Here is a 16,706-nt window from a genome sequence, read left to right as displayed (position 1 = left end):
TAGCGCTGACCACGTCCCGGGCCGTTCGCGCGGCGCCGGGACACTTACGTCTACGAAGGATTTCGCCCGACGGGTGAGACGAGGTAGGGGCATCAGTAGTGGCAAGCTCCCACGCCCGCCTGTGTGTTCGCCCGCGCAGGGGCGCCTGTAGGGGCAAGATGGATGCATGTCCATGGGAGCACTGATCAGGGACCTTCGGCAGGCTCGTGGTTGGAGCCAGGGGCGGCTAGCGTCAGAAATCAACGACGCTTTCGGCACGACCCTTGAGCGGGAGTACGTCAGCCGCTGGGAGCGTTGCAGGACGGTACCCGGGCCCTACTACCTCCGGTGTCTGTCCGCAGTCCTGGACGTTCCGCTGGCTGTTCTTGAGGGTGAAGTGAAACGACGCACATTCATCAGTGACATTGCCGCTACTGCGATAGCTCCCGTGGTCGCGTCGGACCTCCTGTCCGCCGGCTTCGCCGCTCGCCTCGATGGCGGACCGACACTCGACGCGTGGGAAGACCGGCTTTCCACGTACGGCACTGAGTACATGAGCCTTGGCGCGTCGGACATTCAGCGCCGCGTGTCGGGGGAACTCGTCATCGTTCAACAACAGCTCGATACCCCGCATCTATGGTCGGTCGCAAGCCGCCTGATGACGCTCTATGCCAAGACCTTCCCCGGCTCGGACGGCTCGAAGACCGTCGGCTGGTACCGCACGGCCGCGCGTGCCGCCGACGAGAGTAGCGACGAGAACACTCGTGTATGGGTGCGTGGCCGCGCGGCCATCGCACTGGGCTACGAAGGCGCGTCCCTTGGCGTGGCAGATCTTCTCGCCGATCAGGCAATGGCGATTTCCGACCGGCCGTCCCTCGGACTCCTCAACGCCGTCATGGGCAAGGCGCACGTGGCTGCTATTCGCGGGGACCGAGACACGGCGTACCTTCTGGCGGACCAGGGCCGGAGAATTTTCGACGCTGCCGGGTCGGACAACGAGCCAAGCGATTACGCCGTCCCTTGGTGGCGGATGAACGTCTTCCTGTCCCTGCTGTTCGCCAGGCTCGGCGATGAGAGGCTTGCCGTCGAAGCACAGGCGAACGCACGCCGCGAACTCCCCCCTTCACTTCCGCGGTTCGCCACCCACCTGGAGCTTCACCGCGGACTGATGCTCGCGCGCTCCGGGGACAAGGCGGGCGGGATGGCGTACGCCCAAGGCGCCATGGACGCGCTTCCACCTGAAAAGCACTCGCTGACGTTGCGAATGCTGGTGGACGAGGTTGCGGCCTGACGTCACGCAGGAAGCCCATGAGAGCGCATGCGATGTCGCCACATACGCCCGTGCTCTTGGGAAAGAACTGCCGTACGCGTCCGCGCCCCGGTACCTGGCCCGGGCGGGGACGGCTCGGGGCGGGGCACGCCGCCGGGCGCACCGGACCGTACGCGTACGGTGGCGCGGATCCCGCGCGCGGCGCGGCCCGGCCCGTACGCCCGACGAGTGGCCGGCGGCGTCCAACGGCGCCGCTCCGCCCGCCACCGGCAGGGCGCCCACCGGTGTCGCGCCGTTCGGACGGCACGTCGCCCCGGCTCCGGCGGGCATCGCCCCCGGGCCGTCCGGCCACCGGATCACCCGGGACCCGGCGCCGTGGCCGACGGTACGTGCCGGGCGCCGCGCGCCACCGGGCTCCCGCGCGCGGCGGCGAGCCGCCGTCAGTCCGCGTCGGGGTCGCAGCGCTCCAGGGCCGGGCGGGGTCCCGGGGTGAACTCCGTCAGCAGGAAGTCCGCCGCCGCCGTGTCGGTGACGAGGCTCGTGACCAGCCCCGACCGCAGTACCGCGCCGATCGCCTCGCCCTTGCGCAGCCCGCCCGCGATCGCCACCACCTCCGGAACCCGCCGCAGCCGCTCGGCCTCGACCGTGATGCACCGTTCGCCCAGGTCGCGCCCCACACGGCGGCCCTCGGCGTCGAAGAGGTGCGCGGACATCTCGGCGGCGACCCCCAGCGTGGCGTAGTGGCCGCGCTCCTCCTCGGTGAGCATGTCGTGCACCGTGGAGATACCGGCCTCCCACGAGCCGATCGACACGGCGGCCACCGTGACCTTGTCGAAGTAGTCGAAGGCGCGCGCGATCCCGGTCTGGTTGCGCAGCGCGGCGGCCGTCGCCGGGTCGGGCAGCAGCATCGGGGCGTAGATGGGGTGCGCCTCTCCCCCGGACACCTGGGCGGCACGGCGTACCGCCTCCACCGAGCCGCGCTCGGCGGTGCCCGCGTCGTACACGCCCGTGAGCTGGACGACGGTGCACGGCGGCAGCCGGTCGAGCGCCGCCGCCATGTGAATCGTGGACCGGCCCCAGGCCAGCCCCAGCACATCGCCCTCGGTGACCAGCTCACCGAGGAGATCGGCGGCGACCTCGCCGAGGTTCTCCGGGTCCGGCGATTCGTCCACGCCCTCGGCGGGCGATTCGACGACCACCGCGTGCCGCAGCCCGTAGCGGGCGCGCAGCGCGTCGGAGCGCTCCGCGTCCAGCTCCGCGGGCACCCTGATCTCGATCCTCACGAGGTCGCGTTCCAGGGCCGTCTCCAGGACCCGGGCCACCTTGAAGCGGCTGACGCCGAACTCCTCGGCGATCTGGATCTTGGACTTGCCCTCCAGGTAGAAACGGCGGGCCATGGCCGCCGCCTGCACCAGCTCCGCGGGTCCCATCCGCAGGGCTGACCGACCCGCCGACATTGCAGACACCGCGATCTCCTCACTGCTGTTCACACTCTGCTGTTCACACCGTGGACTCGCACCGCATCCTGTCAGATGCGGCGGTCCTTGATCGGCCCCGAGGGGCCGCGTTCACGTTCCCGTGGCCCACTGGTCCACTGGCCCCGGGGCCACCGGCACCCGGCTCACCCGGTCCCCGCGCCCGGGGACGCGTGGCGGCTCAGTGACCGCACGCCCAGGCGGCCGAGCCGGTTGCCTCGTCCGCCTGGTTGCGGAGCATCCGGACCGCCGCCGCCGGGTCGTCCGTCCCGTACACCGCGGAGCCGGCGACGAACACGTCCGCGCCCGCCTCCGCGCACCGTTCGATCGTCGTCGCCGAGACCCCGCCGTCCACCTGGAGCCACAGTTCGAGACCGTGCTTGGCGATCAGCTCCCGGGTACGGCGGATCTTCGGCAGCATGATGTCCAGGAACGCCTGACCGCCGAAGCCGGGCTCCACCGTCATGATCAACAGCATGTCCAGCTCGGGGAGCAGGTCCTCGTACGGCTCCACGGGCGTCGCGGGCTTCAGCGCCATGGAGGCCCGCGCCCCCTTGGCGCGGATCTCCCGCGCGAGCCGTACGGGCGCGGCGGCGGCCTCCACGTGGAAGGTCACCGACCCGGCGCCCGCCTCGACGTACTGCGGGGCCCAGCGGTCGGGCTCCTCGATCATCAGGTGGCAGTCCAGCGGGATGTCCGTCGCCCGCGCGAGCGACTCGACCACCGGCGTCCCGAGGGTCAGGTTCGGCACGAAGTGGTTGTCCATGACATCGACATGGAGCCAGTCCGCGCCTTCGACCGCCTTCGCCTCCTCGGCGAGTCGCGAGAAGTCGGCGGACAGGATGCTGGGATTGATCTGCGCCATGTGCCAAGCCTGCCATGCTCCGGACCGCTTCCTGACCGTTCCTGACCGTCAGGCGAAGATCGGTACATGCCCGTGGAGCGGGCGACGGCCCGTCGGCCCCCCGCCGAACCTCGCAGTCGACGCAATTCGCATGTTCTCGCGGCGGTACGAAAGCCTCCGGTCCGGCCGGACCGGAGGCTTTCGTACGGACCGGCCGACCTGGTTCGGATTCATTCGGCCCCGTTCACCACGCTGCCCCGCTCGTCATCTTCGTAGGTCGCGTACGGACATCGGCGAACACCTACAGACGACCTCGGACACGCGGCCGAACATCGTAGGGACATGTACCGACACGCAGAGCCCCCTACGATGGCGGGGTTCCCGGAGCTCTCGCGGATCACGGTCGTCGGCGGTTCACGCGGTCCGCCGCAGCAGCGCCAGATACATGGCGTCCGTGCCGTGCAGGTGCGGCCACAGCTGTACGTCGGGCCCCTCCCCCAGCGCCGGTACGCCCGGCATCAGCGGCCGGGCGTCGATCCACTCGGCCCGGACCGCGGGGCCACCGCGGCCATGGCCCGCGCCGCGCCCGCGCAGGACGTCGTCCACGACGACCCTGGTCTCGGCGAGGTGCGGAGAACAGGTCGCGTAGCCCACGACGCCACCGATCCGTACGGCCTCCAGCGCCTCGCGCAGCAGAGCGCGCTGGAGCGGCGCGAAGCCGTCCAGGTCCTCCGGGCGGCGCCGCCAGCGCGCCTCGGGCCGCCGGCGCAGCGCGCCGAGGCCCGAGCAGGGGACGTCGACCAGGACCCGGTCGAAGGTGCCGGGGACCCAGGCCGGACGCGTACCGTCCGCGACGACGACCTGGTACGGCCCGGGGTTCCCGGCCAGTGCCCGCTCGACCAGCCGGGCCCGGTGCGGCTGTTTCTCGGCGGCGAGCAGGGCGGCCCCGCGCCCGGCGGCCAGCGCGCCCAGCAGGGCCGCCTTGCCGCCGGGCCCCGCGCAGCCGTCCAGCCAGCGCGTGTCCCGGCCCTCCAGGGGCGCGGCCGCGAGGGCGAGCGCGACGAGCTGGCTGCCCTCGTCCTGGACGCCGGCGCGCCCTTCCCGTACGGCGTCGACCGCGCCCGGCTCACCGCCGTCGGCGAGCCGTACGGCATGGGGCGACCAGCGGCCGGGGAGCCCGCCCTCCTCGCCCAGAGACGCCAGCAGTTCCTCGGTGGTGGCCCGGCCCGGCCGGGCCACGAGGGTCACCTCCGGTCGCTCGTTGTCGGCCTCGAGGAGTTCCTCGACACCGGCCCGGCCGCCGCCCAGGGCGTCCCACAGCGCGGAGACGATCCAGCGCGGATGGGAGTGCACGACCGCGAGATGGTCCTCGGGGTCCTCGTCGTACGGCGGGGCGACCCGCTGTACCCAGGTCTCCAGGTCGTCCTGGGCGATCTTGCGAAGGACGGCGTTGACGAACTTTGCCCGGCCGTCCCCGAGGACCACACGGGCCAGCTCCACGCTGGCGGAGACCGCCGCGTGACTCGGGATCCGCGTGCCCAGCAGCTGGTGCGCGCCCAGGGAGAGCACGTCGAGGACCGGCGGGTCGACCTCGCGCAGCGGCCGGTCGACGCACGAGGCGATGATCGCGTCGTAGGTGCCCTGACGGCGCAGCGTGCCGTAGACGAGTTCCGTGGCGAGCGCCGCGTCCCGCGCGTCGAAGCCGCCGCTCTCGCGGGCCTTCCTGAGCAGCGGCGGGAGGACGAGGTTCGCGTACGCGTCCCGCTCGTCGACGGCCCGCAGCGCGTCGAAGGCGAGCACCCGGACAGGGTCCTTCTTGGGGCGGCGGTACGGCTTGGCGGGACGGCGACGGGCCTGGTCGTTCAAAGGTGCTCCGCGGTGAGAGAGGTCGATCCCCGCCAGCGTACGTCCGGCGGCCCGGCGCGCGGGCGGGCAGGGTCGGGCGACGGGACGGTCGCCGGGCGAGCCAAGGCCGCCGGGCGACGGGGAGTCCGGCGGCCGGGCCCGTCCGGAGACGGTCCCGGCACCCCGACGGCAGCGGCAGGGGGCAGGGGAAAGAGCCGAGGCCGAGGCAGGGGAAAGGGCAGGGGCCGACGGGCCACCGTCCGATTCGGCCCAGCCAGATCAGACCCGGTCCGCTCCGAACCGGCCCGCTCCAACCCAGCCCGGCCCGAACCGGTCCGATGAGGTCAGGTCCGGTCAGGCGTGCGCGCCCAGGCGCTCACCCTGCGCGATCCGTACCCCCCGGGCCCAGTCGGCGGCGCGCATCGGCTTCTTGCCCTGCGGCTGGACCCAGAGGAGTTCGACGTCGTGCGAGCCGGTGCCCACATGGACGCTGTTCTTGGCGGCGGCGATCTCGCCGGGTGACAATTCCCGGCGGTCGGGCAGCGGCGTCAACTGGATCAGCTTGAGCCGCTCGCCGCGGAACACGGTCCAGGCCCCGGGCGCGGGCGTGCAGGCGCGCACCAGACGGTCCACGCGCAGCGCCGGCGCGGCCCAGTCCACCCGGGCGTCCTCGACATTGATCTTGGGCGCGAGGGAGACGCCCTCGGCGGGCTGCGGCTTCGGCTTGAGCGTGCCGTCCTCGATGCCGTCCATGGTCGCGACGAGCAGCCCCGCCCCGGCGAAGGCCAGCCGGGTCAGCAGGTCCCCGCTGGTGTCCGCGGCACGCACCTGCTCGGTGAGCACGCCGTACACCGGCCCGGAGTCCAGCCCCTCCTCGATCTGGAAGGTGGACGCGCCGGTGACCTCGTCCCCCGCCAGCACGGCGTGCTGCACGGGCGCGGCGCCGCGCCAGGCGGGCAGCAGCGAGAAGTGCAGGTTCACCCAGCCGTGCGCGGGCACGTCGAGGGCGACCCGCGGCAGCAGCGCGCCGTAGGCGACGACCGGACAGCAGTCGGGGCCGATCTCGCGCAGCCGTGCCAGGAAGTCCTCGTCGCGCGGCCTGGCCGGCTTGAGCACCTCGATCCCGGCCTCCTCCGCGCGTTGCGCGACCGGGCAGGCGACGAGCCTGCGCCCGCGCCCCGAGGGCGCGTCGGGCCGGGTCACGACGGCGGCGACCTCGTGCCGGTCGGAGGCGATGAGTGCGTCCAGGGCGGGTACGGCGACCTCGGGGGTGCCGGCGAAGACGAGCTTCATCGGTGGCTGACTGCCTCTCGGGCTGGTGGCGTACGGGGCGGGCGGGCTGTCGCCGGGTGACCCGGCCGTCGGACCGGCCGACCGGACGGACCGGCGCGACGAGCAGCGCACCAGTCTAGGGTCCGCCCGCCGTCAGCACTCCCGGGGGCCGTCCGCCCTCCCGGGGCGTACGGCGGCCCGAGGCGTACGGCGGCCCGGGGGCGTACGGCGGCCCGTGCGCCCCGCTCGTGGACGGATACGCCCCGCAGCGTGACCACAACGGCCGTCGGCGCGTTGTCAAGACAGATTGACCCACGGGCCGCTCGCAATCGGCCCGGTCCTTTTCAACGCCGGTTCGAGAGGCTTGTTCATGGCCGACCACGCAACCCACGACGCACAAGCCCGGGCAAGTCTGCACCTGTTGGTGCGGGACATCGAGCGGGTACGACGGCAGGTGGACGCGCTGCGCACCCTCACCGCCCAGTTGGGCAACGTCTACCGCCCGCGGCGCTCGGGCCCCGCCACGGGCTTCGTCGTCTACGGCAGGGCCCCCGCCCCCACCGTCCGGCTCGCCCAGGAGCTGCGCGACAGCGTCGAGACACTGGTGACGGCGGCGGTGGACTTCGACCGCTCGCTGGGATTCTCGTGGGACGCCGTGGGATCGGCCCTGGGCGTCACCAAGCAGGCGGTGCACCGGCGTTACGGCACCCGCAGGGCCGCGCAGCAGGCGAGCGCGGCCGACACCGACCGCGCGCAGGACGCCACGACGCCCCGCCAGCACCCGACGACCGTCCCGGGCACCCCCCTCCCGGCGGTCCCGGCGGCTCGTTCGATGCCTCCGCAGCCGACGGCGGGCGCGCAGTCGCTCCGCGGCGAGTCCCGCACGACCGCCTTCCCGGGCCCGCGCGGCGGCTGACCCGTCCGTCGCCGCCGGGCGCACCGGGAGCATCAGCCGCCCTGCGACGCGGAGCGAGGCAGGGCGGCGGCGCGGGCCCGGCCCAGGGCGGGGGCGGCGCCGAAGGCCCCGGCCCCAGGATCGGGGCGGTGCGGCCGTCAGCCGCCCGACCGCACCGCCCTCACGCAAGGCCCCACTCCGCCCACGCGGCAGCCGCTCCCGCCCACGGCGTACGTCTCAGCCGATGTCCGGCGGGTCGATCCTGACCCGCACGGGATCGCCGCCCCGGGCGGACCGCCCCGCCCGCGCCGCCTTCAGGGCGGCCGCCAGCGCGGCCCCACTGCCCGGCGGCACCCGCACCAGGGCCCGCTCCCAGCGCTCCCCCGGTGGCGGGTCGCCGGTCCTGCGGGGCCGGCCCGGATCGGTCATCGGCAGGGGCACGGGCCCCAGCACCTCGGCGTCGCCCGGCAGGGCGGCCGCGGCGAGGAACGCGGTCAGCGCGTCCGGCGGGCCGGTCACGGCGGCCATCCGGGAGACCGGCGGGAATCCCAGCTCCGCGCGCTCGGCCAGTTCACGCCGTGCGTGGCCCACCGGGTCCCAGCGGACCAGCGCCTGCACCGGACGCAGCGTCGGTTCCGCGACCACCACCACGGTGCCGCCCTCGGCCTGCCCGCGTACCAGCGAGCCCGCGTGTATCCAGCGGCGCAGCGCTTCCTCCCCCGCCCGCAGATCGGGGCGGCCGAGCATCGCCCAGCCGTCGAGCAGCAGCGCGGCCGCGTAGCCGCCGTCGGCCACCGGCTCGGCGCCGGGGGTGGACACCACCAGCGCGGGGCGGTCCGGAACGGATTCCAGCACATGGTCCCGCCCCGACGTACGGACCGGGACGGCGGGGAACGCCCGGCCCAGTTCCTCCGCCGTACGCCGTGCCCCCACGACCCTCGCGCGCAGCCGGGTGGAGCCGCATTCCGCGCAGTGCCAGCCCGGCTCGTCCCGGCCGCACCAGCCGCAGCGCAGGTCCCGTTCGGCGGGTGCCTGGAGCGGACCCGCGCAGTGCCGGCACCTGGCCGGCGCCCGGCAGCGCTCGCAGGCCAGCCGCGGCACATAGCCGCGCCGGGGCACCTGTACGAGCACCGGCCCGGTCCTGAGCCCCTCCCTGACGGCCTGCCAGGCGAGACTGGGCAACCGGGCCACCCGGGCCGCCTCGTCACGCGCCAGCTCGCCGTCGCCGACCGTACGGACCAGCGGGGCGGCCGCCCGCACCCGCTCTCGGGGGGCCGCGAGGGGCAGCGCCCAGCCGGTCGCGACGAGCTGGGCCGCCTCGACCGTGCACGACGTGCCGCCCAGCAGGAAACCGCACTGGTCGTGGGCGGCGCGCAGCAGCAGCACCTCACGGGCGTGCGGCTGGGGGGCGTGCTGCTCGCTGTGGCTGCTGTCACCGTCGTCCCAGACGGCGACCAGCCCCAGGTCCTGGACGGGCGCGAACATGGCCGCCCGGGTCCCGACGACCGCCCGTACGGAGCCGCGCCGGACGGCGAGCCACTGCCGGTACCGCCGCTCGGGGCCCGCCTCCGCCGTCAGCAGCGCGTGCCGCCCCTCGCCGAGGAGCGCGGTGAGCGCGGTGTCGACCCGCGCGGCGGCCCGCCCGTCCGGCACGACGACCAGCGAGCCCCGCCCGGAGGCCAGCGTCGCCGCCACGGCGGCGGCCAGCTCGCCCGCCCAGTGCGGCCCGGGCAGCGCCGTCCACACCGCCCGCGGGGACCCGCCGCCCGCGAGCGCGTCGAGGAACGCCGGCCCGTTGGGATACCGCTCCCAGGTGCCCGGCCCGGGTGCGGCGGGCGGCGGCAGCGGATCCGGCGAGGGCTTGGCCTCGGCGCGCGCGTTCCGCGGCGGGACCGCGAGCTGGAGGACATCGGCCAGACTGCCCGCGTAGCGGTCCGCGACCGCCCGGGCGAGGCCGAGCAGCTCCGCGCTGAGCACCGGCTCCGGCGACACCACGTCCGCCAGCGCGGCGAGCGGCCCCGAGTAGTCCGAGGCGGCCCGCCGCTCGACGATGAACCCGTCGATCAGCCGCCCGCCCTCGCGCCGCCCGCCCCGCACCTGATGCGCTCCGGCCCCGAACCGCACCCGCACCCGCACCCCGGGCCGGGCCACCTCGTCGAGCTCCTCCGGCACGGCGTAGTCGAAGAACTGGTCGAGATGCAGCACTCCCTTGTTGACCACCACCCGCGCGACCGGCATCTCCCCCGCCAGCGCGGCCCCCCGCCATGTCCGCGGCTTCGCCCGCGGCACTCTCGCCGTGCGCACCGTCTCCCGGATCAGGGCAAGCTGCTCGGGCCCGCCACCGGCGGATTCCCCGGACTGCCTGTCGTCGCTGCGCACAGTTCCATACCTACCAGACCGCACCGACACCCCCTTCTCCGTCGCGTCCGGCGTCCGCGAGCGGCGGCCCCGGTACACGTGGAACGGCCCCGACCGTCCTCGAGGGGCGGTCCGGGGCCGTTTCCGTACGGCTGTGGGGCGCGGTGGGCCGGGTCAGACGCCCGCGGCCTTGCGCAGCTCCTCCACGCGGTCCGTGCGCTCCCAGGTGAAGTCGGGAAGCTCGCGGCCGAAGTGGCCGTACGCCGCGGTCTGGGCGTAGATCGGGCGGAGCAGGTCGAGGTCGCGGATGATCGCGGCGGGGCGGAGGTCGAAGACCTGGCCGATGGCGTGCTCGATCTTGTCCGTGTCGACCTTGGCGGTGCCGAAGGTCTCCACGAAGAGGCCGACGGGCTCGGCCTTGCCGATCGCGTACGCGACCTGGACCTCGCAGCGCGACGCCAGGCCTGCGGCGACGACGTTCTTGGCGACCCAGCGCATCGCGTAGGCGGCGGAGCGGTCGACCTTGGACGGGTCCTTGCCGGAGAAGGCGCCGCCGCCGTGGCGGGCCATGCCGCCGTAGGTGTCGATGATGATCTTGCGGCCGGTCAGGCCGGCGTCGCCCATCGGGCCGCCGATCTCGAAGCGGCCGGTCGGGTTCACCAGCAGGCGGTAGCCCTCGGTCTCCAGCTTGATGCCGTCGTCCACGAGCTGCTTGAGAACGTGCTCGACGACGAATTCGCGCACGTCGGGGGCGAGCAGCGAGTCCAGGTCGATGTCGGAGGCGTGCTGAGAGGAGACGACGACCGTGTCGAGGCGGACGGCCTTGTCACCGTCGTACTCGATGGTGACCTGGGTCTTGCCGTCGGGGCGCAGGTACGGGATGGTGCCGTTCTTGCGGACCTCGGACAGGCGGCGCGAGAGCCGGTGGGCCAGGTAGATCGGCAGCGGCATCAGCTCGGGCGTCTCGTCGCTGGCGTAGCCGAACATCAGGCCCTGGTCGCCGGCGCCCTGCTTGTCGAGCTCGTCCTCATCGCCCTCCACCCGCTTCTCGTACGCCGCGTCCACGCCCTGGGCGATGTCGGGGGACTGCGCGCCGATGGACACCGAAACGCCGCAGGAAGCGCCGTCGAAGCCCTTCTTCGAGGAGTCGTAGCCGATTTCCAGGATCTTGTTGCGCACCAGCTGGGGGATGGGCGCGTAGGCCTTGGTCGTCACCTCGCCGGCCACGTGCACCAGACCGGTGGTGATCAAGGTCTCCACGGCGACCCGGGAAGTCGGGTCCTCCCGCAGGAGCGCGTCAAGAATGGTGTCGCTGATCTGGTCAGCGATCTTGTCGGGGTGACCTTCGGTCACGGACTCCGAGGTGAACAGACGGCGGGACACATCGCTCCCTGGGGTTGCAGCGGCTGCTGGCTGATCATGGGTGGAACGGCGGAGGGGCCGGGCCCGCCGACATTCCACGACCACTTTATCGGTCGTACGAGGCTACAGGGCGAAGTGTCTCGATCTGTGGGAGTCCCCGTCGCCCGCGGCACTGCATTATGCGACACACCGATCCGGCGTGGCCAGGGCCGCCGGACCGGGGCTCGACCGGTTCTCGAGCCGTCCCCGCTCCCCCTCCCCCGTGCGCCCATGACCCGCCGCCCGCGCCCGCGCCCCGCCCGCAACGGAGAATTCACGCAACGCCGGACGGCCCCGGGGCGCCATGGCCCGGTGTGCGCGCTCAGCCCGCGAGCCGCGCCGCCACCTGGTCCCAGACCACGTCCGCCAGCGCCTCCTTCGGCCCGTGCGGCACCGGTGTCTCGCTGCCGTCCGCCGACAGGACCACCGCTTCGTTCTCCTCCGAGCCGAACGTCTTCCGCTCCCCCACCTCGTTCACGACGAGCAGGTCGCACCCCTTGCGCCGGAGCTTGGAGCGCCCGTTGGCCAGGACGTCGTCCGTCTCCGCCGCGAAGCCCACGACCACCTGCCCCGGGTGGGCCCGCTCGGCCGAGATCTCGGCGAGGATGTCCGGGTTGCGGACCAGGACGAGCGGCGCGGGCTCCTCGCCGTCCTTCTTCTTGATCTTGCCCTGGGCGTAGTCGGCGGGCCGGAAGTCCGCGACCGCCGCCGCCATCACCACCGCGTCGGCCTCCGCGGCGGCCTTGAGCACGGCCTCCCTCAGCTGCACGGCCGTGCCCACGTGGACCACGTCCACGCCCGCCGGGTCCGCCAGCCCCGTGTTCGCCTCGATGAGCGTGACGCGCGCGCCACGGGCGGCGGCCGTTTTGGCCAGGGCGTAGCCCTGCTTGCCCGAGGAACGGTTCCCCAGGTAGCGCACCGGGTCGAGCGGCTCGCGCGTACCCCCGGCGCTGACCACCACATGGCGCCCGGCCAGGTCGGGCTCGGTGACGCCCCGGGCCAGCACCCGGCGGCAGACCTCGAAGATCTCCCCGGGGTCGGGCAGCCGTCCCTTGCCGGTGTCCACGCCGGTGAGCCGGCCGACGGCGGGCTCGATGACAACGGTGCCGCGGCGGCGCAGTGTCGCCACGTTCTCCCGGGTGGCCGGGTGCTCCCACATCTCGGTGTGCATGGCCGGGGCGAGGACGACCGGACAGCGCGCGGTGAGGAGCGTGTTCGTGAGCAGGTCGTCGGCGAGCCCGTGGGCCGCCCTGGCGAGCAGGTCGGCGGTGGCGGGGGCGACGACGACCAGGTCCGCGGACTGCCCGATCCGGACGTGCGGGACCTCGTGGACATCGGTCCAGACCTCGGTCGCGACCGGGTGGCCGGAGAGCGCTGACCAGGTCGCCTCCCCCACGAAGTGGAGCGCGGAGGCGGTCGGTACGACATGTACGTCGTGCCCGCTCTCCGTGAGCCGGCGCAGCAGTTCGCACGCCTTGTACGCGGCGATGCCGCCCGCGACTCCCAGCACGACCTTCGGCTCGGCCACCGTGCCTCTCCCCTCGTCCGGGACCGTCCGGCCCCACGTCTCATCCTCCGACATGACACACCACAGGCCCGGCAGTCGTGCTGCCGGGCCTGTGGTGGAAGTGCGCCGCGAAGACCGTACGCCCGTCGGGACCGTACGCCCGCGGGCCGTGCGGCTACTGGGCCGGGCCCTCGATGGCCTCGGACGTCAGCAGACCCGCGTTGATCTCGCGCAGGGCGATCGAGAGCGGCTTCTCGTGGACGTGCGTGTCCACCAGCGGACCGACGTACTCGAGCAGGCCCTCGCCGAGCTGCGAGTAGTAAGCGTTGATCTGACGCGCGCGCTTGGCGGCGTAGATCACGAGGCTGTACTTCGAGTCCGTGGCCTCGAGCAGCTCATCGATCGGCGGGTTGATGATGCCCTCGGGCGTGGTGATGGAAGAGGACACTCTCTGGCCTTCCGAAGAAAATTCAAGGAGATCGTGATCGAAGGGACCACGACAGATCATGCGACTGCCACCAAGGCTAGCAGTTCGCGCGCCACGTCCTCGACGGAGGTGTTGACCAGCGTCGTATCGAACTCCGACTCCGCGGCCAGCTCGACCTTGGCGGCCTCGAGCCGGCGCTCGATCACCTCGGCCGACTCCGTCCCCCGGCCGGTGAGCCGGCGCACCAGCTCCTCCCAGCTCGGCGGCGCCAGGAAGACCAGCCGGGAGTCGGGCAGGGACTCCTTGACCTGTCGCGCGCCCTGGAGGTCGATCTCCAGCAGGACGGGCTCCCCCGCCCGCAGCCGGTCGAGGACCGCCTGGCGGGGGGTGCCGTAGCGGTTGCCCGCGAACTCCGCCCATTCCAGCAGCTCGCCGTTGGCGACCAGCTTGTCGAATTCGTCGTCGGAGACGAAGAAGTACTGGACACCGTCGCGCTCGCCGGGGCGCGGCTTCCTGGTGGTGGCCGACACCGAGAGCCAGACCTCGGGGTGGACCTTGCGCATATGCGCGACGACCGTGCTCTTGCCGACCCCGGAGGGGCCGGAGAGCACGGTCAGCCGCGGTCGTACCTCTGCTGCCATGCGGCGATTATCCAGGTTCCCGGCAGTGCCCGGGAACGTCAGGCTCCGCCGCCGCCGAACTCCCGCTCGAGCGAGGCGATCTGGTTGGAGCCGAGACCACGTACACGACGGCTCTCGGAGATGCCGAGCCGCTCCATGATCTGCTTGGCGCGGACCTTGCCCACGCCGGGCAGGGACTCGAGCAGGGCCGACACCTTCATCTTGCCGATGACGTCGTTCTCCTGTCCCTGCCTGATGACGTCATGGAGGGAGGCGCCGGAGTGCTTGAGTCGATTCTTGACCTCGGCCCGCTCCTGGCGAGCCGCGGCGGCCTTTTTGAGCGCGGCTGCGCGCTGTTCAGGGGTAAGGGGCGGAAGAGCCACGCCTACGTCACCTCGGATGTCGAACTGTCGGATACGGACCGGTGAGGGACCTGATCGCCCCACACCAGGCGAGCAACGGGCAACGCACTGCACGTGAACTGCACGTCGGCTCTCGACGGAGACTAGCGGCCATGACCGCCCGAGTCAGCGAGAACAGACGAAAAGTCCTGGTCAGCATCGCATAGGTGCGACGTTTTGGTAATTTTGTCCAGGTATTTGGACAGGAACTTGGCCATCGTCCAGCTGGAGTTCCCCCGCGCTGTCGCCTCCGGCTCCGCCCCGGGCTCTCCGCCGACCGGGTTCAGGGCGGGCCCGGGACGGACAGAGGACGGCCTCAGCCGCCCGCGACCGCCGTCCGTACCTCGTCGGCGAACCGCAGCGCGGCCTCCCGCAGCGCACTGACGTCCGGTCCGTGACGCAGAACACCCCGGCTGACGCTCGGGACGACATCCCCGACGGCCGCCCCGAACACCCGGGGCAGATCCGCCGGGGTCGCGCCCTGCGCGCCGATGCCGGGAGCGAGCAGCGGACCGTTGATCGCGAGATCCGCGCCCGGGTCGCCGAGCGTGGCGCCGACGACCGCGCCGGCCGAGCCGAGGGGCGTGGCTCCCGCGTTCTCCGCCGCCAGGTGGTCCAGCATCACCTGGGCCAGCGACCTGCCGTCCGCGGCCGTGGCGCGCTGCACCTCGGCGCCCTCCGGGTTGGAGGTGAGGGCCAGCACGAAGACTCCCGAGCCGGCCGCGGCAGCGGCGTCGAGCGCGGGCCGCAGGGACCCGAAGCCGAGGTACGGGGAGACCGTCACCGCGTCCGAGAACAGCGGCGAGTCCGGCGCCAGGTAGGTCCGCGCGTACGCGTCCATGGTCGAGCCGATGTCACCGCGCTTGGCGTCCATCAGGACCAGCGCCCCGGCCGCCCGCGCCTCGGCCACCGCCTTCTCCAGTACGGCCACGCCGCGCGAGCCGAAGCGCTCGAAGAACGCCGACTGCGGTTTCAGCACGGCGACCCGGTCGGCCAGCGCCTCCACCGTCGTACGGGTGAAGCGTTCCAGGCCCGCGACGTCGTCGTCCAGGCCCCAGGCCGTGAGCAGCGAACCGTGCGGGTCGATGCCCACACAGAGCGGGCCGCGGGTGTCCATGGCGCGCCGCAGCCGGGCCCCGAAGGGCTCCGGGACCGGGCGGCCGGTCCCGGTACCGACGGGCGTGGTGCCGGAAACGGCGGTCGGCGTGGCGCCGGGCGTGCGATCGGTCATTCGGTCACCTTCCGGGTGTCTGCGCCGACGGCCTCGGCGAGCGTGGCGTAGGGGCTCGCGGCCAGCCGGGCCGCGAGCCCGTGGTGGATCTCACGGCTCCACAGCGGCCCCTCGTAGATGAACGCGCTGTAGCCCTGCACCAGGGTGGCGCCCGCGAGGATGCGTCGCCAGGCGTCCTCGGCGTTCTCGACGCCGCCCACGCCGACCAGCGTGATCCGGTCGCCCACCCGGGCGTACAGCCGGCGCAGGACCTCCAGCGAGCGCGCCTTCAGCGGCGCTCCCGACAGGCCGCCCGTCTCGGCGGTCAGGGCCGGGTCCGAGGCCAGGCCGAGCCCTTCCCTGGCGATGGTGGTGTTGGTGGCGATGATGCCGTCGAGGCCGAGTTCGACGGCGAGGTCCGCGACGGCGTCGATGTCCTCGTCCGCGAGGTCGGGCGCGATCTTCACCAGGAGCGGGACCCGGCGGCGGGTGACGCCGCGGTCGGCGGCGGCCCGTACGGCGGTCAGCAGCGGCCGGAGCCGGTCGACCGCCTGAAGGCTGCGCAGGCCGGGAGTGTTGGGCGAGCTGACGTTGACCACGAGGTAGTCGGCGTGGGCGGCCAGGCGCTCGGTGGACAGGACGTAGTCGGCGACGGCCTCGCTCTCCGGGACGGCCTTGGTCTTGCCGATGTTGACGCCGACCGTGGTCCTGAAGACGGGCCTGCGGGCCGCGAGCCGGGCCGCGACGGCCGCGGACCCGTCGTTGTTGAAGCCCATCCGGTTGATCAGGGCCCGGTCGGGCGTCAGCCGGAAGAGCCGGGTGCGGGGGTTGCCCGGCTGCGGCCGGCCGGTGACCGTGCCGATCTCGACATGGTCGAAGCCGAGCATCGCGAGGCCGTCGATGCCGACGGCGTTCTTGTCGAAGCCGGCCGCGAGCCCGAACGGGCCGTGCATCCGCAGGCCGAACGCCTCGGTGCGCAGCTCCTTGTGGCGGGGGGCGAGGAAGGCCGCCAGAAACGTCCGCAGGACGGGGACGCGCGCGGTGAGCCGGATCCACCGGAACGCCAGGTGGTGGGCCGCTTCGGGGTCCATCCGCCGGAACACGAGCCGGAAGAGCAAGCGGTACAGGTGCATGGGAGGGGGCGTCCGTCTTCTTCTCGTCGGACCTCAAAGGTCGGTGGGGTCCCGTCGGAGGGGGGACAC

General features: G+C 73.3%; 14 protein-coding genes. 2 read left to right on the top strand and 12 right to left on the bottom strand.

Features of this window, described 5'->3' with window-relative positions; genetic code table 11:
* Positions 1 to 166: 166 nt before the first annotated feature.
* A complete protein-coding gene (locus tag IG02_RS0133850; protein WP_030756942.1) occupies positions 167 to 1,270 on the top strand; it encodes a helix-turn-helix domain-containing protein in 1,104 nt (367 codons plus the stop codon).
* Positions 1,271 to 1,689: 419 nt separating this feature from the next.
* Here the strand turns inward: IG02_RS0133850 and IG02_RS0133845 are convergent, their stop codons facing one another.
* From IG02_RS0133845 to fmt, 4 genes are all read right to left on the bottom strand, one after another.
* Complete coding sequence (locus IG02_RS0133845) at positions 1,690 to 2,739, bottom strand: sugar-binding transcriptional regulator (protein ID WP_199814132.1); 1,050 nt, start codon at positions 2,737 to 2,739, stop codon at positions 1,690 to 1,692.
* A gap of 166 nt (positions 2,740 to 2,905) precedes the next feature.
* Positions 2,906 to 3,589 carry a ribulose-phosphate 3-epimerase gene (rpe, locus tag IG02_RS0133840; RefSeq protein WP_030756936.1) on the bottom strand — a complete coding sequence of 228 codons (684 nt, stop codon included), beginning with the start codon at positions 3,587 to 3,589 and terminating at the stop codon, positions 2,906 to 2,908.
* Between the two features lie 393 nt (positions 3,590 to 3,982).
* A complete protein-coding gene (locus IG02_RS0133835) occupies positions 3,983 to 5,434 on the bottom strand; it encodes an RsmB/NOP family class I SAM-dependent RNA methyltransferase (protein ID WP_030756934.1) in 1,452 nt (483 codons plus the stop codon).
* Positions 5,435 to 5,767: 333 nt separating this feature from the next.
* Positions 5,768 to 6,706 (bottom strand): methionyl-tRNA formyltransferase, encoded by a 939-nt coding sequence (gene fmt / locus IG02_RS0133830; RefSeq protein WP_030756932.1) that lies wholly within the window; start codon positions 6,704 to 6,706, stop codon positions 5,768 to 5,770.
* A gap of 349 nt (positions 6,707 to 7,055) precedes the next feature.
* On the opposite strand from fmt, the gene IG02_RS0133825 reads away from it, so the two are divergent.
* Positions 7,056 to 7,601 (top strand): hypothetical protein, encoded by a 546-nt coding sequence (locus IG02_RS0133825; RefSeq protein ID WP_030756930.1) that lies wholly within the window; start codon positions 7,056 to 7,058, stop codon positions 7,599 to 7,601.
* A gap of 216 nt (positions 7,602 to 7,817) precedes the next feature.
* On the opposite strand, the gene IG02_RS0133820 is transcribed toward IG02_RS0133825, so the two are convergent.
* The 8 genes from IG02_RS0133820 to IG02_RS0133785 all read right to left on the bottom strand — a co-directional run bounded on the left by IG02_RS0133820 (position 7,818) and on the right by IG02_RS0133785 (position 16,631).
* Entirely contained in the window at positions 7,818 to 9,959 is a 2,142-nt protein-coding gene (locus IG02_RS0133820) for a primosomal protein N' (RefSeq protein ID WP_030756929.1), read from the bottom strand.
* Between the two features lie 153 nt (positions 9,960 to 10,112).
* A complete protein-coding gene (gene metK / locus IG02_RS0133815; RefSeq protein ID WP_030756927.1) occupies positions 10,113 to 11,321 on the bottom strand; it encodes a methionine adenosyltransferase in 1,209 nt (402 codons plus the stop codon).
* Between the two features lie 340 nt (positions 11,322 to 11,661).
* Positions 11,662 to 12,867: a bifunctional phosphopantothenoylcysteine decarboxylase/phosphopantothenate--cysteine ligase CoaBC gene (gene coaBC / locus IG02_RS0133810; RefSeq protein WP_030756925.1), complete on the bottom strand. Its 1,206-nt coding sequence runs from the start codon at positions 12,865 to 12,867 to the stop codon at positions 11,662 to 11,664.
* Positions 12,868 to 13,021: 154 nt separating this feature from the next.
* Positions 13,022 to 13,294 (bottom strand): DNA-directed RNA polymerase subunit omega, encoded by a 273-nt coding sequence (gene rpoZ, locus IG02_RS0133805; RefSeq protein ID WP_003970369.1) that lies wholly within the window; start codon positions 13,292 to 13,294, stop codon positions 13,022 to 13,024.
* A 56-nt stretch (positions 13,295 to 13,350) separates the two neighbouring features.
* Entirely contained in the window at positions 13,351 to 13,914 is a 564-nt protein-coding gene (gmk, locus tag IG02_RS0133800; RefSeq protein ID WP_030756922.1) for a guanylate kinase, read from the bottom strand.
* 38 nt (positions 13,915 to 13,952) lie between these two features.
* The gene (gene mihF / locus IG02_RS0133795) at positions 13,953 to 14,276 is read right to left on the bottom strand and encodes an integration host factor, actinobacterial type (RefSeq protein ID WP_030756919.1); all 324 of its coding nucleotides are present in this window, start codon (positions 14,274 to 14,276) and stop codon (positions 13,953 to 13,955) included.
* Between the two features lie 334 nt (positions 14,277 to 14,610).
* Complete coding sequence (pyrF, locus tag IG02_RS0133790) at positions 14,611 to 15,525, bottom strand: orotidine-5'-phosphate decarboxylase (protein ID WP_267958559.1); 915 nt, start codon at positions 15,523 to 15,525, stop codon at positions 14,611 to 14,613.
* A complete protein-coding gene (locus IG02_RS0133785) occupies positions 15,522 to 16,631 on the bottom strand; it encodes a quinone-dependent dihydroorotate dehydrogenase (RefSeq protein WP_030756913.1) in 1,110 nt (369 codons plus the stop codon). Before IG02_RS0133785 ends, pyrF begins: the two co-directional genes overlap by 4 nt.
* Positions 16,632 to 16,706: the final 75 nt, after the last annotated feature.

The sequence above is a fragment of the Streptomyces sp. NRRL F-5135 genome (assembly GCF_000719775.1).
Taxonomy (GTDB): Bacteria; Actinomycetota; Actinomycetes; order Streptomycetales; family Streptomycetaceae; genus Streptomyces; species Streptomyces hebeiensis.
The sequence above is the reverse complement of the archived record's forward strand: the minus strand, read 5'-3'. Positions and strand labels throughout refer to the sequence as shown.

Coding starts and splice junctions, on each gene's coding strand:
- IG02_RS0133850 (WP_030756942.1), top strand. CDS start 167: ATGTCCATGGGAGCACTGATCAGGGACCTTCGGCAGGCTCGTGGTTGG.
- rpe (WP_030756936.1), bottom strand. CDS start 3,589: ATGGCGCAGATCAATCCCAGCATCCTGTCCGCCGACTTCTCGCGACTC.
- pyrF (WP_267958559.1), bottom strand. CDS start 15,525: ATGACCGATCGCACGCCCGGCGCCACGCCGACCGCCGTTTCCGGCACC.
- IG02_RS0133825 (WP_030756930.1), top strand. CDS start 7,056: ATGGCCGACCACGCAACCCACGACGCACAAGCCCGGGCAAGTCTGCAC.
- gmk (WP_030756922.1), bottom strand. CDS start 13,914: ATGGCAGCAGAGGTACGACCGCGGCTGACCGTGCTCTCCGGCCCCTCC.
- fmt (WP_030756932.1), bottom strand. CDS start 6,706: ATGAAGCTCGTCTTCGCCGGCACCCCCGAGGTCGCCGTACCCGCCCTG.